Annotated in this window: 15 protein-coding genes; all 15 read right to left on the bottom strand. The window is 46.1% G+C overall.

The annotated features are described in order from the left end of the window. Positions 1–159: 159 nt before the first annotated feature. The 15 genes from glmU to mioC all read right to left on the bottom strand — a co-directional run bounded on the left by glmU (position 160) and on the right by mioC (position 14,210). Positions 160–1,527 (bottom strand): bifunctional UDP-N-acetylglucosamine diphosphorylase/glucosamine-1-phosphate N-acetyltransferase GlmU, encoded by a 1,368-nt coding sequence (glmU, locus tag KU855_RS08020; RefSeq protein ID WP_218529774.1) that lies wholly within the window; start codon positions 1,525–1,527, stop codon positions 160–162. A gap of 156 nt (positions 1,528–1,683) precedes the next feature. Next, positions 1,684–2,112, bottom strand: coding sequence for a F0F1 ATP synthase subunit epsilon (locus KU855_RS08015; RefSeq protein ID WP_218529773.1), 429 nt, complete (start codon positions 2,110–2,112; stop codon positions 1,684–1,686). A 36-nt stretch (positions 2,113–2,148) separates the two neighbouring features. Continuing rightward, a complete protein-coding gene (gene atpD, locus KU855_RS08010; protein ID WP_218529772.1) occupies positions 2,149–3,537 on the bottom strand; it encodes a F0F1 ATP synthase subunit beta in 1,389 nt (462 codons plus the stop codon). 35 nt (positions 3,538–3,572) lie between these two features. Further along, complete coding sequence (gene atpG / locus KU855_RS08005; RefSeq protein WP_218529771.1) at positions 3,573–4,433, bottom strand: F0F1 ATP synthase subunit gamma; 861 nt, start codon at positions 4,431–4,433, stop codon at positions 3,573–3,575. A 50-nt stretch (positions 4,434–4,483) separates the two neighbouring features. After that, positions 4,484–6,025: a F0F1 ATP synthase subunit alpha gene (atpA, locus tag KU855_RS08000; RefSeq protein WP_218529770.1), complete on the bottom strand. Its 1,542-nt coding sequence runs from the start codon at positions 6,023–6,025 to the stop codon at positions 4,484–4,486. A 14-nt stretch (positions 6,026–6,039) separates the two neighbouring features. Beyond that, positions 6,040–6,573, bottom strand: a complete 534-nt coding sequence (gene atpH, locus KU855_RS07995; protein ID WP_218529769.1) for a F0F1 ATP synthase subunit delta — start codon at positions 6,571–6,573, stop codon at positions 6,040–6,042. A gap of 15 nt (positions 6,574–6,588) precedes the next feature. Beyond that, the gene (atpF, locus tag KU855_RS07990; protein WP_218529768.1) at positions 6,589–7,059 is read right to left on the bottom strand and encodes a F0F1 ATP synthase subunit B; all 471 of its coding nucleotides are present in this window, start codon (positions 7,057–7,059) and stop codon (positions 6,589–6,591) included. Positions 7,060–7,097: 38 nt separating this feature from the next. Continuing rightward, the gene (gene atpE / locus KU855_RS07985) at positions 7,098–7,349 is read right to left on the bottom strand and encodes a F0F1 ATP synthase subunit C (protein ID WP_011761755.1); all 252 of its coding nucleotides are present in this window, start codon (positions 7,347–7,349) and stop codon (positions 7,098–7,100) included. Positions 7,350–7,415: 66 nt separating this feature from the next. After that, positions 7,416–8,252 (bottom strand): F0F1 ATP synthase subunit A, encoded by an 837-nt coding sequence (gene atpB, locus KU855_RS07980; RefSeq protein WP_218529767.1) that lies wholly within the window; start codon positions 8,250–8,252, stop codon positions 7,416–7,418. Between the two features lie 12 nt (positions 8,253–8,264). After that, positions 8,265–8,648, bottom strand: coding sequence for an ATP synthase subunit I (locus tag KU855_RS07975; RefSeq protein ID WP_218529766.1), 384 nt, complete (start codon positions 8,646–8,648; stop codon positions 8,265–8,267). Between the two features lie 225 nt (positions 8,649–8,873). Then, positions 8,874–9,773 carry a ParB/RepB/Spo0J family partition protein gene (locus tag KU855_RS07970; RefSeq protein WP_218529765.1) on the bottom strand — a complete coding sequence of 300 codons (900 nt, stop codon included), beginning with the start codon at positions 9,771–9,773 and terminating at the stop codon, positions 8,874–8,876. Positions 9,774–9,783: 10 nt separating this feature from the next. Continuing rightward, positions 9,784–10,566, bottom strand: coding sequence for a ParA family protein (locus KU855_RS07965; RefSeq protein WP_218529764.1), 783 nt, complete (start codon positions 10,564–10,566; stop codon positions 9,784–9,786). A gap of 142 nt (positions 10,567–10,708) precedes the next feature. Then, positions 10,709–11,326: a 16S rRNA (guanine(527)-N(7))-methyltransferase RsmG gene (gene rsmG / locus KU855_RS07960; RefSeq protein WP_371316333.1), complete on the bottom strand. Its 618-nt coding sequence runs from the start codon at positions 11,324–11,326 to the stop codon at positions 10,709–10,711. Between the two features lie 107 nt (positions 11,327–11,433). After that, positions 11,434–13,323, bottom strand: a complete 1,890-nt coding sequence (gene mnmG, locus KU855_RS07955; RefSeq protein WP_218529763.1) for a tRNA uridine-5-carboxymethylaminomethyl(34) synthesis enzyme MnmG — start codon at positions 13,321–13,323, stop codon at positions 11,434–11,436. 446 nt (positions 13,324–13,769) lie between these two features. Next, positions 13,770–14,210: an FMN-binding protein MioC gene (mioC, locus tag KU855_RS07950; protein WP_218529762.1), complete on the bottom strand. Its 441-nt coding sequence runs from the start codon at positions 14,208–14,210 to the stop codon at positions 13,770–13,772. Positions 14,211–14,437: the final 227 nt, after the last annotated feature.

The raw sequence follows: 14,437 nt of genomic DNA, 5'->3' as shown, positions 1-14,437 counted from the left end.
CGATTGATATGAGTACGCGCCAAAGCTTCTGAAAGTTGCATAAAAAAATCCGATGACAAGGGGTCATCGGATTTTGATCCTTTCAGTGAGATCGTCAAGCGATCTGTCTTAACTGATCGGCATTACCGGTAATCGGTGCTTTATCGCGATAAATTGGGTTTACTTCACTTTTTTCTGCGGACGTTGCCAGCCACTAAAATGCTTTTGTTTAACACGAGAAATAACCAGCTCGTCGGCAGCCACATCACGGGTGATAGTTGAACCCGCCCCCAACGTTGCCCCTTTGCCAATTGTCACCGGCGCGACTAATTGAGTATCGCTACCAACAAAGACATCATCTTCAATGACCGTCACATGCTTATTGGCGCCATCGTAGTTACAGGTGATTGTACCGGCACCAATGTTAACCCCGCGACCAATTTGCGCATCACCTAAATAGGCTAGATGACCCGCTTTTGAGCCTTCGCCAAGTACCGCCTTTTTCATTTCGACAAAGTTACCAATATGAGCATCACGCTTCAGCACGGCACCTGGACGCAATCTGGCGAAAGGACCGGCACTTGCGAGTTCATCTAAACTGGCACTTTCCACTATGGTATAGGGTTTAATTTCAGCGTTATCGGCAATCACACAATCTTTTAAGATCGCGCCGGCCCCAATAGTGACATTATTCCCCAGCACCACTTTGCCTTCAAAGATGACATTGACATCGATCATCACGTCCATGCCGACCGTCACCTCACCGCGAATATCAATCCGGCTAGGATCACGTAAATTAGCCCCTTCAAGCATCAACTTTTCGGCGGCCCGCGCTTGATATGCACGCTCCAACTGAGCAAGTTGAACCCGATTATTAGCCCCTTCAACTTCAATGGAGAGCGCCGGTTGCGCAGTCGAGATGGTCACGCCATCGCGTCGAGCCATGGCGACAATATCAGTTAAGTAGTATTCGCCCTGCGCATTATTAGAGGATATCTGACCTAACCAAGACGTTAGTTGCTTCCCTGGCGCTGCCATGATGCCGCTGTTGATTTCTTTAATTTTTAGCTGTTCGCTGTTGGCATCTTTCTGCTCAACAATCCCAATGACATTACCTTCCCAATCTCGCTCAATGCGGCCATAGCCGGTCGAATCATCGAGAGTAACGGTTAGAATGGCCAAACCATTATCGGCTCGAGCCGCCAACAGAGCCTCCAAGGTTGAGGCCTGAATTAATGGCACATCACCATATAACACTAATACGGTGTCATCATCCTTAATGTTGTCTTTCGCCTGCGCGACAGCATGACCAGTACCTAGCTGTTCGGCCTGCTCAACCCAATTGACCTGCTGCTCACCGAGCCGGGCGCTTAACTGATCGGCACCATAGCCATACACCAAATTAATTTGATCAGCGTTAAGCTCGCGGGCCGTATCAATCACATGCTGAACCATCGGCTTATGAGCCACAGGATGAAGCACTTTAGGCAGATCAGAACGCATACGGGTGCCTTTTCCTGCAGCGAGAATAACAACATTGAGCGACATGATAGATTCCTTTTCAATTTACTGGCGCAATTGTACCCAAAAGCCTTTCAAAGATCAGTGCTCCCGGTGCACTATCCTAAGTTATATCTTGATTATAGGTTTTTTATCTACAAAAAAGGCGCCCCGAAGGACGCCTTTTCACAGCCAACCTACACCTTAACGGTGCAGGCCTTTCTTGATGGTTTCAACCACACGCAACTGAGCAATGGCTTGCGCCAACTCAACGGCGGCAGCAGCATAGTTGAAATCTGCCCCAGCATTAGCCATATCGGCTTCTGCGCGGCGCTTAGCTTCTAAAGCAGCTGCTTCATCAATGTCATTAGCACGCAATACCACATCAGCCAGTACGGAAATCGAAGCAGGTTGCACTTCCAGAATACCACCTGAAAGATAGAACACTTCCTCGCCACCGTCTTGCTTGACGATACGCGCCATGCCAGGCTTGATCTTAGTCAGCAGAGGCGAGTGACCGTGCATAATGCCCAGCTCACCCTCAACACCAGAAACCTGCAAGTGTTCTACTCGCCCGGAAAAGATGTTGTTTTCTGCACTAACGATATCAAGCTGTACTGTAATGCCTGCCATCGGGTTCTCCTTAAAACACTAAGCAAAAATGCTCAGTTATTTTTTGTTAGCTCGCTCGACAACTTCGTCGATAGAACCAGCCATGTAGAACGCCTGCTCTGGGATGTGATCGAATTCACCTTCCAGAATACCTTTAAAGCCACGGATGGTGTCTTTCAGGGCAACGTACTTACCTGGAGAACCGGTAAAGACTTCAGCAACGAAGAACGGCTGAGACAGGAAACGCTCGATTTTACGGGCGCGTGCTACAGTCGTTTTATCTTCGTCAGACAGTTCGTCCATACCTAAGATAGCAATAATGTCTTTCAGCTCTTTATAACGCTGCAGTACAGTTTGTACACCGTTAGCAGTGTCATAGTGCTCTTGACCAACAACCAATGGATCTAACTGACGAGACGTCGAATCCAGTGGGTCAACCGCTGGGTAAATACCCAGAGAAGCAATTTGGCGTGACAATACAACTGTCGCATCCAAGTGAGCAAACGTTGTCGCTGGTGATGGGTCAGTTAAGTCATCCGCAGGTACGTATACCGCCTGAACAGAGGTAATAGACCCTGTCTTGGTTGAAGTAATACGCTCTTGCAGTACCCCCATCTCTTCAGCCAATGTTGGCTGGTAACCTACCGCTGACGGCATACGACCTAACAGTGCAGATACTTCGGTACCGGCCAAGGTATAACGGTAGATGTTGTCCACGAACAACAGTACGTCTTTACCTTCGTCACGGAACTTTTCAGCCATCGTCAGACCGGTCAACGCTACGCGCAGACGGTTTCCTGGTGGCTCGTTCATCTGACCATAAACCATGGCTACTTTGTCTAATACGCCAGAATCTTTCATCTCGTAGTAGAAGTCGTTACCTTCACGGGTACGTTCACCTACACCAGCGAATACTGACAGACCAGAGTGGGCTTTAGCGATGTTGTTAATCAGTTCCATCATGTTAACTGTTTTACCAACACCCGCACCACCGAACAGACCGACTTTACCACCCTTAGCGAATGGACAAACAAGGTCGATAACCTTGATACCCGTCTCTAACAGTTCAGTAGTGTTCGATTGATCTTCATATGAAGGAGCCGCACGGTGAATCACATAACGCTCTTCTTCACCAATAGGACCCGCTTCATCGATAGGCTCACCTAAAACGTTCATGATACGGCCAAGGGTTGAAGCCCCTACCGGAACGTTAATTGGAGAACCTGTATTTGCGACTTCAAGACCACGACGCAGACCATCAGAAGAACCCATGGCGATGGTACGAACTACACCGCCACCCAGTTGCTGCTGAACTTCCAGCATCAAACCGTTACAGACACCTTCGCCTGTGATCTTCAGAGCGTCATATACTTGAGGTACGGCAACTTGTGGAAACTCTACGTCCACAACCGCGCCAATTACTTGGACAACAGTACCTGTGCTCATGATTAATCCTCTAAAACTTGTATTCGTTACCTAACCTAAACCGCTGCGGCACCTGACACAATTTCCGACAGTTCCTGCGTAATTGCAGCCTGACGGGCCTTGTTGTATACCAACTGCAAGTCATTGATAAGCTCGCCAGCATTGTCGGTTGCAGCCTTCATCGCCACCATACGGGCAGCCTGTTCAGACGCAATATTTTCGACAACACCTTGATAAACCTGAGATTCTACGTAACGAACCAAAAGCTGTTCTAACAGTTCTTTTGGATCTGGCTCGTAGATATAATCCCAGTGATGAGCCATATCATCTTCATCGGATTTAGGTAAAGGCAGCAGCTGTTCGATCACGGGGGTCTGCGCCATGGTGTTCACAAACTTGTTGAATACCACATACAGACGATCCAGTTTGCCTTCGTTGTAAGCATCCAGCATGACCTTAACAGTACCAATCAAGTCATTTAATTTAGGTGCATCACCTAAACCCGATGCTTGAGCCGATACTTGGCCACCGAAGCTTTTAAAGAACTGAACACTGCGAGCACCAATGGCACAAAATTCAACTTCTGCACCTTGCTCTTTCCAGCTCTTCACGTCTGCGATAACCTTTTTAAATAGGTTAACGTTCAGACCACCACAAAGACCACGGTCGGTGGCTACCACAATGTAGCCTACTCGCTTGGCCTCTCTCACCTCTAAATAGGGGTGTTTATATTCAAGAGAACCTTGCGCGACGTGACCGATCACCTTACGCATATTCTCCGCATAGGGACGACTCGCTGCCATGCGCTCTTGTGCTCTACGCATCTTACTGGCAGCCACCATTTCCATAGCGGACGTGATCTTCTGAGTGTTTTGAACACTCGCGATCTTGGTTTTAATCTCTTTAGCGCCGGCCATCTCTACTCTCCAATCTGGACCTTGAGGTGTCTACGACACCTCGATGATTTTTACCAGGTTTGGGTTTCCATGAACTTGTCCAGGCCAGCTTTCAGTTCACCTTCGATATCAGCGTTATAATCGCCAGTCTCGTTAATGGTGTTCATCAGTTGTGCATGTTCAGTGTTCATGAAAGAGAGCAGAGCCGCTTCGAAGCTACCGATCTTGTTCAGCGCAACGACCTTCAGGTAACCTTTTTCAGCTGCGAAAATAGACACAGCCTGATCAGCTACGCTCATAGGCGCATATTGCTTTTGCTTCATCAGTTCGGTAACACGCTCACCGTGCTCTAATTGAGCGCGAGTTGCATCGTCAAGATCTGATGCAAACTGTGAGAACGCAGCAAGCTCTCGATACTGTGCCAGTGCGGTACGAATACCACCGGACAGTTTCTTGATGATCTTAGTCTGAGCCGCACCACCCACACGAGATACCGAAATACCAGGGTTAACCGCTGGACGTAAGCCAGAGTTGAACAAGTCGGTTTCAAGGAAGATCTGACCATCGGTAATAGAAATTACGTTGGTAGGTACGAATGCAGATACGTCACCCGCTTGGGTTTCAATGATTGGCAATGCGGTTAACGAACCGGTTTTACCTTTCACTGCACCATTAGTGAACTTCTCTACATATTCTTCGTTAACGCGAGAAGCACGTTCCAGCAAACGAGAGTGTAGATAGAATACGTCACCTGGGTATGCTTCACGTCCTGGTGGACGCTTCAGCAGCAAAGAAATTTGACGATATGCAACAGCCTGCTTTGACAGGTCATCGTATACGATCAGGGCATCTTCACCACGGTCACGGAAGTATTCACCCATAGAGCAACCAGAGTATGGTGCTAAGAACTGCAGGGCAGCAGCTTCTGAGGCAGTAGCAACAACAACGATAGTGTTAGCTAATGCACCATGCTCTTCAAGTTTGCGCACTACGTTAGCAATGGTAGAAGCTTTCTGACCAATAGCGACGTACACACACTTGATACCAGAATTTTTCTGGTTGATCACGGCATCGATCGCCATCGCTGTTTTACCAGTCTGACGGTCACCAATGATCAATTCACGCTGACCACGACCGATTGGGATCATAGAGTCAACGGCTTTATAACCAGTTTGCACTGGTTGTGATACTGACTTACGGTCAATAACACCAGGAGCAATCACTTCAACCGGTGAGAAACCATCATTATCGATAGGTCCTTTACCGTCGATTGGAGCACCGAGGGTGTTAACAACACGACCCAGCAAACCACGGCCCACTGGAACTTCCAGAATACGACCAGTAGTCTTAACTTTTACGCCCTCAGCTAAATCAGCATAAGGACCCATTACTACGGCACCGACAGAATCACGTTCTAAGTTCAACGCGATAGCATAACGGTTACCTGGCAGTTCGATCATTTCACCTTGCATTACATCGGCTAAGCCGTGAATGCGAATGATGCCGTCACTTACTGCAACGATAGTACCTTCGTTGCGAGCTTCACTAACGACGTCGAACTGCTCGATCCGCTGCTTAATCAGATCGCTGATTTCAGTGGAATTCAGTTGCATGCTCAAACTCCCAATTACGACTGCAGGCTATCAGCAAGACGAGATAATTTACCTCGTACCGACCCATCAATAACCAGGTCTCCTGCTTGAATAGTTACACCGGCGATTAAGCCAGCATCGACACTACAGTTCAGCTTAACTTTGCGTGTGAGACGTTTCTCCAAAGAGAGACTAATCTGCTGTACTTGCTCTTCACTGAGTTCGGTTGCTGAAACCACATCGGCTTCAATCACTTTTTCCCAGTCATTGCGAAACTCAGCATACAGCTGAGCCACAGCAGGCAGAACCTCGAGGCGACCGTTTTCAGCCATTACCTTGATCAGGTTTTGACCTTGTGTATCCATCTGCTCGCCACACACACTGATAAACAGGTTAGCGAGTTGAGCACTGGCCATGGAGCCAGACAGCAGTGGACGCATAGTGTCGTTTTCACTAACTAATGCGGCAAAATCAAGCATTTCTGCCCATTTTTCCACTGCTTGATGTTCTACAGCAAAATCAAAAGCTGCCTTAGCATAAGGGCGAGCAATGGTGGTTAACTCAGCCATAACTCCACTCCCTTATCAAATTTCAGCAACTAGTTTATTAACTATGTCGCTATGGGCGGCTTGATCGATCGAACGTTCAAGGATTCTCTCTGCGCCGATAACGGCCAGAGAAGCGAGCTGCTTACGCAGATCTTCTTTCACGCGATTACGTTCAGCTTCAATTTCTGCTTTACCCTGAGCGATGATTCTTGCACGCTCAGCGTCTGCTTCAGCCTTGGCTTCTTCAACGATTTGGTTTTTGCGCTTGTTAGCAGCATCAATAATTTCGTTGGCAGTAGCCTTAGCTTCTTTAAGTTGATCAGTCGCTTTCGCCTGAGCCAACTCCAGGTCTTTTGCCGCACGGTCCGCATCAGCGATACCATCAGCAATCCTTTTTTGGCGATCTTCGATGGCATGCATCAAAGGAGGCCAAACATACTTCATGCAGAACCACACGAAGATAATAAAGGCGACCGTCTGACCGATTAGGGTAGCGTTGATATTCACAACAGCCTCCTATTTAGAGTTAAGACAGAAGCGTTTTTTTACAGCATTGCACCCAGAGGGTTAGTGAACAGCATGTACAGTGCAATACCTACGCCGATCATAGTTACGGCGTCGAGCAGACCAGCTACGATGAACATTTTAACTTGCAGCATTGGGGCCATTTCTGGTTGACGCGCAGCGCCTTCCAAGAACTTACCACCCAAAAGACCGAAACCGATCGCGGTACCAAGGGCACCCATACCAATCAGCAGAGCAACAGCAATTGCAGTAAAGCCCAGAATCGTTTCCATCTGTATCTCCAGTTCTAAATCTTTAATTTAGTTGATGATTTAGTTTAAAAATTTCTTCAGCAACCCTTAATGATCTTCATGCGCCATGCTTAAATAAACAATGGTCAGCATCATGAAGATAAACGCTTGCAGTGTGATAACCAAAATATGGAAAATCAACCAACCCAGCTGGAGTGTTACCCCAAGGGCAGAGATTGCCAGATTGGCACCGTACATCAGCGCAATAAGGATGAAGATCAACTCACCCGCGTACAAGTTACCGAACAAACGCAATGCCAATGAAATAGGCTTAGCGATTAAAGTAACCGTCTCCAGCAGGAGGTTGACGGGTATCATTGCCCAATGGTTAAAGGGCTGTAATGTCAGTTCTTTCACGAACCCTGATACGCCCTTGACCTTGATGCTGTAATAAATAATCAGCACGAACACACCTAACGCCATAGAAAGCGTGATGTTAAGGTCCGCTGTAGGCACTACCTTCATGTAGTCGATTCCAACAAGCTTTGCAGCTTCTGGGAGCCAATCTACAGGCACCATATCCATGAAGTTCATCATGAATACCCAGCCGAAAATAGTCAGCGCAAGAGGAGCGATCAGAGGGTTTTTGCCGTGGAAGGTTTCTTTGACGCTGCTATCAACAAACTCGACGACCATTTCGACAAAACATTGAAGTTTGCCAGGTACGCCAGTCGTTGCTTTTTTAGCAACGCTTCGGAAAAGCCCCAAGAACAGAACACCCAGACCAACCGAAAAGAGCAACGAATCAATGTGCCATGTCCAGAAGCCCGCCCCACTACATGCAGAGTTGAATGCTAAACCACTGTCGGTCGCACACACTTGCAAGTTAGTAAGGTGATGCTGGATATAGCCCTGCGGTGTTAACGCTTCACCAGTTGCAGCCATGATTCATCCCACTTAACTTTGCTTGAAGTATAAAGGTGCTGCCCAATGTACAGTCAACGCGATAGCATAAGTCACAAACAATGGCATAAACTCCACGTCCATGTTCAAAAAAACTAACGAAAACAATACGATGGTCAACAGCATCTTTACCGCTTCCCCCAAGTAGAAAGATTTAATAATCTTATCTGCTGAACTTGCTCCCGAGTGAGAGAAAGCGAGGGTTGCGAATACAAAATTAGGGAGCACAGCGATAATGGTTCCGGCTAATGCCGAAGCACCAAAGCGAACTCCCCACATTCCAGAGAAGATAATTGTTACAATTCCAGCAACAAACACTTGCATCAGGACTAACCGGTAGGCTGACCAGCGGCCGCGTCGCGCTAAAATTTTACTCAATTTTCATTCTCCACTTTCTGTCTTAATGTATTTATGACCGGACATGTTAAATAACATCGTCTGCCATGCTACAAAAAGCATGCGAAAGTATACCTTTTCAAGGAGTCTTTGCAACGCTGAGATTATTAAAAAAGAGACTTTTAACGTGATGTAGGCCCAAAACTAGATTATTTGAAGATTAACAAGTGTCACAAATTTACACAATAAACTATTAACCCAGCTTTTTTAATGAATTTTCTCTAGAATTCCGTCCAATTCAGCGAGATTTTGATAATTAATTACAATTTTGCCTTGGCCTTTTTTATTGTGATTAATTGCAACTTTTGCCCCGAGACGCTCAATTAACTGGCTTTCTAAACGACTAACATCGGGATCTTTAATATTATTTTCAGGAAGTTTAACCGGGTTATGTGTTTGAGCTACCAGCTTTTCAGTTTCACGAACCGTCAGCCCTTTTGCAATCACTAATTTAGCAAGTTCGGTTTGAGTTTCACCCTCAACCGTTAACAAAGCACGGGCGTGCCCCATGTCGATGTCACCGTTCTCTAACATCAGCTTAACAGTATCGTTCAGGCTGTTTAATCTCAGTAAGTTTGTGACCGTCGTTCGAGACTTACCTACGGCTTGGGCGACCTGTTGGTGAGTTAAGCTAAATTCTTGGGTTAAGCGGTGTAATGCAATGGCTTCTTCCATGGCATTGAGATCTTCACGCTGAATGTTCTCAATCAAGGCAATGACGATGGCCGCTTCATCAGCCACATGCTTAATTAAACAAGGCACTTTGTCTAATTTAGCCAATCCCGCCGCCCGCCACCGTCGCTCACCGGCCATGATCTCATAGCGATCAGTGCCCAAAGGGCGCACCACTATCGGCTGAATGATACCTTGCGTGCTAATGGAATCAGCTAATTCTTGCAACGCCTCGGGTGACATATCTTTGCGCGGTTGGTATTTACCAGGTTGCAATTGATCGAGGTCGAGATGACGTAAACTATCGTCTTGAACCGTGTCGATTTCGCTCTGATGCTGTGTCTCCGCATCAAGACTTATTTTTTGGTTAGCAGCGTGACTGGTACTCAATAACGCATCCAGCCCTTTACCCAGTCCCCGTTTTTTTGTGGTCATTATTTTTCCTTTATGCTTTTTCAGCTTGCTGTTCGGCACGTCGAATGATTTCACCAGCAAGAGCAAGGTAAGCTTTAGCACCAGCACTGGTCTTATCATAATACATGGCCGGGGCACCAAAACTAGGGGCTTCAGCTAAACGAATATTACGTGGGATCACAGTGCGATAAACTTTATCACCAAAATGATGCTTCAGCTGATCGGACACATCATTGGCAAGACGGTTTCGAGGATCGTACATGGTACGCAAGATCCCTTCGATGGCGAGGCCGGGATTCACCATGGTACCCAGCTTGCCGATGGTATCAATTAGGGCCGTGAGACCTTCTAAGGCATAGTATTCACATTGCATCGGCACTAGCACGGAATCGGCGGCAGACATCGCATTGACCGTCAGCATATTAAGAGAAGGTGGGCAATCGATAAAAATATAATCATACTGATCGCGGATTGGTGCCAGTGCATTGCGTAAACGCACTTCTCGCGCAAAAAATTGGATGAGCTTAATTTCAGCGGCAGTGACATCACCATTACCAGCGATGAGATCATATTTACCCGCCGTATTGCGAATAACGATGTCCTCAAAAGGCTTTTCTTCAACCAGAAGTTCATAGGCGGTATTTTCAAGATCATACTTATCGACACCGCTGCCCATGGTGGCATTTCCTTGCGGATCGAGATCAATCAAGAGTACTTTGCGTTTTGTGGCAGCAAGCGAGGCTGCTAAATTTACACAAGTCGTTGTTTTTCCTACGCCACCCTTCTGGTTGGCCACGGCAATAATTTTCGCCACCTTCTCACCCTGTCTGTCAGACTCAAATTATCGAAAAATTCACGCAAGTAATGCTTAAGAATGCATGAGTTATCAATGCGGTAAATAACAAATTGCTTGATGTCCGCCATGATTGCAAGTCAGACACCTAATATCATCCTGATTATTGCTTTATCAGTTTTAATAAATGGCGTTGTTCATGTAAATCAGGCAAGACTAACTCAATGGTTTCAATCAACTTAAAGCCATCAGGGATCGATGCCATTTCCTCATCACTTAACTGACCTTTTAACGCATAAAAACAGCCATCGTCTTTTGGCAGGTGATGACACCAAGTGAGCATATCCGTCACTGACGCAAAGGCGCGACTCAGAACCCCATCAAATTTCTGTTCAGGTTCAAATGCTTCCACTCGACTTTCAATCGAAGTGATATTGTCGATTCCAAGCTCAAAGGCAACTTGTCTCTGAAAACGGATCCGCTTACCTAGGCTATCGAGTAAATAGAACTCTTTATCAGGATTGATGATGGCCAGGGGTATTCCTGGTAACCCAGGGCCAGTCCCCACGTCGATAAAACGTTGGCCTTGCAGGTAAGGCGAAACCACTAAACTGTCCATAATATGACGAATGAGCATTTGCTTAGGATCGCGCACCGACGTCAGGTTATATGCCTTATTCCATTTATCCAGCATGGCGACAAAATTAAGCAGCTGCTCTTGTTGCTTTGGGGTAACGCTTAAGCCTGTTTGAGCTAAATAGCTCGTCAGTAGAGTCTGCACTCGACACCTCTGAAAATATGAATGTAATCTGATCGCTATTATGCGACTCAGGATAAAAGAAGGGAAGCCTAAGCTTCCCTCGTGATGGTGCTACCTAGCCGAAATCTTTAGGCTGATTTACGCAGTAATCCCCGCTTTTTAAGGTGCACTAACAAAATCGAAATCGCGGCCGGTGTAATCCCAGAAATGCGAGAGGCTTGACCTATGGTTTCTGGCTTATGGCTATTTAATTTAGCGATAACTTCGTTCGATAACCCAGGCACTTCGCTGTAGTCTAAATTCAGTGGTAAACGTGAATTTTCATTACGCATCGCTTTGGCAATTTCGTCTTGTTGACGTTGAATATAGCCTGCATATTTCACTTGAATTTGCACTTGCTCTGCGGCCATAGGATCGCTAATCGCAGGACCAAAGCCTTCAATCTTCATCAATTTTTCATAATCAAGTTCAGGTCGTTTGAGCAGATCTTCAAACGTCGCTTCACGTGATATTGGAGTATTTAAATGTGGGTTTAAGCCACTGAGTAATGGTGAGTTAACATGTACCCATTGGCCACGTAAACGCTGTAATTCAGTTTCAATGGCTTCACGCTTGGCATTAAATTTTGCCCAACGATCATCATTAATTAACCCTAACTCGCGACCTTTTTCTGTTAAACGTAAATCAGCATTATCTTCACGTAATAACAAACGATACTCAGCACGGCTAGTGAACATACGGTAGGGTTCTTTGGTTCCTAAGGTTGATAAGTCATCGACTAACACACCTAAGTAGGCTTCATCACGACGTGGCGCCCATGATTCTTTACCTTGTACAAACAATGAGGCATTCATGCCGGCGAGTAGCCCTTGGGCACCGGCTTCTTCGTAACCTGTGGTGCCATTGATTTGTCCCGCAAAGAACAAGCCTTTAATCGCTTTGGTTTCTAATGAGTTTTTAAGATCGCGCGGATCAAAATAATCGTACTCAATCGCATAACCTGGGCGAATAATTTCAGCATTTTCCATCCCTGTGATCGATCGGACCAAATTGATCTGAACATCAAAAGGTAAGCTGGTCGAGATGCCGTTTGGATAAATTTCTGTGGTCGTTAAGCCTTCTGGTTCAATAAAGATCTGATGCGAGCTTTTATCGGCAAAGCGATGGATCTTATCTTCAATTGACGGGCAATAACGTGGACCAATGCCTTCGATAACTCCTGAATACATCGGGCTACGATCCAATCCACCACGAATAATGTCATGGGTTTTTTCATTGGTATGAGTGATATAACACGAAACTTGTTGCGGATGTTGATCCACATTACCAATAAACGACATCACAGGTAATGGGTTATCGCCTTTTTGCTCAGTCATCCGTGAAAAATCAATGGTGTTAGCATCGATTCTTGGTGGAGTACCGGTTTTTAAACGGCCAACACGGATCGGCAAATCACGTAGTCTGTTGGCTAAGGCAATTGATGGTGGATCACCGGCGCGGCCACCGCTGTAATTCTCTAAACCAATATGGATTTTACCACCCAAAAAGGTACCCGCCGTCAATACCACGCTAGGGGCTGAGAATGCCAAGCCCATTTGCGTGACGACACCAACCACTTGATCATTTTCAACCACCAGATCATCAACGCCTTGTTGGAAGATCCGTAAGTTGGGTTGGTGTTGCAAGATATTTAAAATGGCTTGCTTGTAAAGTGCTCGGTCAGCTTGAGCGCGAGTAGCTCTGACTGCAGGACCTTTGCTTGAGTTAAGCGTTCTAAATTGAATGCCGGCAAGATCGGTAGCCGTTGCCATGGCGCCACCTAAGGCATCAATTTCTTTCACCAAATGGCCTTTGCCAATACCACCGATGGCAGGATTACAAGACATTTGCCCTAAGGTATCTACGTTATGGGTCAGTAATAAGGTTTTTGAGCCCATTCTGGCAGCAGCCAATGCGGCTTCAGTTCCGGCATGACCACCACCTACAACAATTACATCAAACCGTTCATGAAAATGCATACAACTGCCTTTTGATATTTAAAGATCGAAATTTTACTAGCTGACTATTTTAGCATTTGTCTTAGACAAGGTGAATGATCTATTTTCAATCAAGGATCGCATCAGGATCGGACTAATAGATCTTAAGATCTTTATATAGATCTCTTATTATCTCTTATTATTAGGATCGCCAATATCTGTGGGTAAGCCTATAAAACCTTTAAATTCATGCACTTATAAGATTGCGATCCTGTGATCTACCCGCGATCTATTGGCAAATAAGGTGGGGATAGATCGCTGTTTTATCCACAGGGTGGATCTTTAAGCGATTGGGTATGTGAATAGTACATGGTTTGATCAGAGAAAAATAATAGCTTATGCACAGATTTGTACATATAGAGCATAATTTGTGGATAAACCAGATCTAAGATGTGAGTAGATCTGGTTTATATTGGGGGAGGATCGAATTACAGGGTAGAGATCCAGCGGTTAAGCCACTGAATTGCTAAGTCTTCAGGCACTGTTTGCTGTTGAACATCGATTTGGATCTTGTCCACAAAAGTGCGTGCGCCTAAGAAGGATAACTCTGAAATCAGTGCTTCAGGCCCCTGACAAAAAGTATCGTAATTGGAATCACCGATGGCACATAAGGCAAATGTTAGATCGGTTAGATCCGGTTGCGTCAGCCTAAGATCTTTAAAAAAGGGCTGTAAATTATCCGGCAATTCTCCGGCTCCATGGGTCGATGATACGATTAACCACAGCGATTTTTTATCGATATCGGCTAACGATGGGCTTAAATGCAGCTCAACTTGATGACCCGCATCGGTCAATAGCGCCACTATTTCATCGGCAACATACTCGGTACCGCCTAACGTGGTACCTACGATCACATCGATTTTGCTCATGTTTTGTCCTAGTTTGATTGGCCTTTCGGCCCGAAATTGGCGATATACTAACTGATCCTAGGCTAATGGGCCTAGAGTCACTTCGGCGCTACGCTGGTGCCTGTAGATAATCGAGGCGGCGTTATTTGTTTGAGTCAGGGGGCGGGTTCGGCGTTGGTAAATCGCAATCTATTATCAAGCGTTGTGATGCTGGCGGTGGCTAGCGGGGGTATTGACAGCATTATTGG

This window comes from Shewanella sp. NIFS-20-20, assembly GCF_019209865.1.
Classification (GTDB): domain Bacteria; phylum Pseudomonadota; class Gammaproteobacteria; order Enterobacterales; family Shewanellaceae; genus Shewanella.
This window is presented reverse-complemented; position numbering and strand designations above follow the sequence as displayed.

What these genes read in the sequence shown, in the direction of transcription:
- glmU (WP_218529774.1), bottom strand. Translation starts at nt 1,527, where the DNA reads ATGTCGCTCAATGTTGTTATTCTCGCTGCAGGAAAAGGCACCCGTATG.
- KU855_RS08015 (WP_218529773.1), bottom strand. Translation starts at nt 2,112, where the DNA reads ATGGCAGGCATTACAGTACAGCTTGATATCGTTAGTGCAGAAAACAAC.
- atpD (WP_218529772.1), bottom strand. Translation starts at nt 3,537, where the DNA reads ATGAGCACAGGTACTGTTGTCCAAGTAATTGGCGCGGTTGTGGACGTA.
- atpG (WP_218529771.1), bottom strand. Translation starts at nt 4,433, where the DNA reads ATGGCCGGCGCTAAAGAGATTAAAACCAAGATCGCGAGTGTTCAAAAC.
- atpA (WP_218529770.1), bottom strand. Translation starts at nt 6,025, where the DNA reads ATGCAACTGAATTCCACTGAAATCAGCGATCTGATTAAGCAGCGGATC.
- atpH (WP_218529769.1), bottom strand. Translation starts at nt 6,573, where the DNA reads ATGGCTGAGTTAACCACCATTGCTCGCCCTTATGCTAAGGCAGCTTTT.
- atpE (WP_011761755.1), bottom strand. Translation starts at nt 7,349, where the DNA reads ATGGAAACGATTCTGGGCTTTACTGCAATTGCTGTTGCTCTGCTGATT.
- atpB (WP_218529767.1), bottom strand. Translation starts at nt 8,252, where the DNA reads ATGGCTGCAACTGGTGAAGCGTTAACACCGCAGGGCTATATCCAGCAT.
- KU855_RS07970 (WP_218529765.1), bottom strand. Translation starts at nt 9,773, where the DNA reads ATGACCACAAAAAAACGGGGACTGGGTAAAGGGCTGGATGCGTTATTG.
- mnmG (WP_218529763.1), bottom strand. Translation starts at nt 13,323, where the DNA reads ATGCATTTTCATGAACGGTTTGATGTAATTGTTGTAGGTGGTGGTCAT.
- mioC (WP_218529762.1), bottom strand. Translation starts at nt 14,210, where the DNA reads ATGAGCAAAATCGATGTGATCGTAGGTACCACGTTAGGCGGTACCGAG.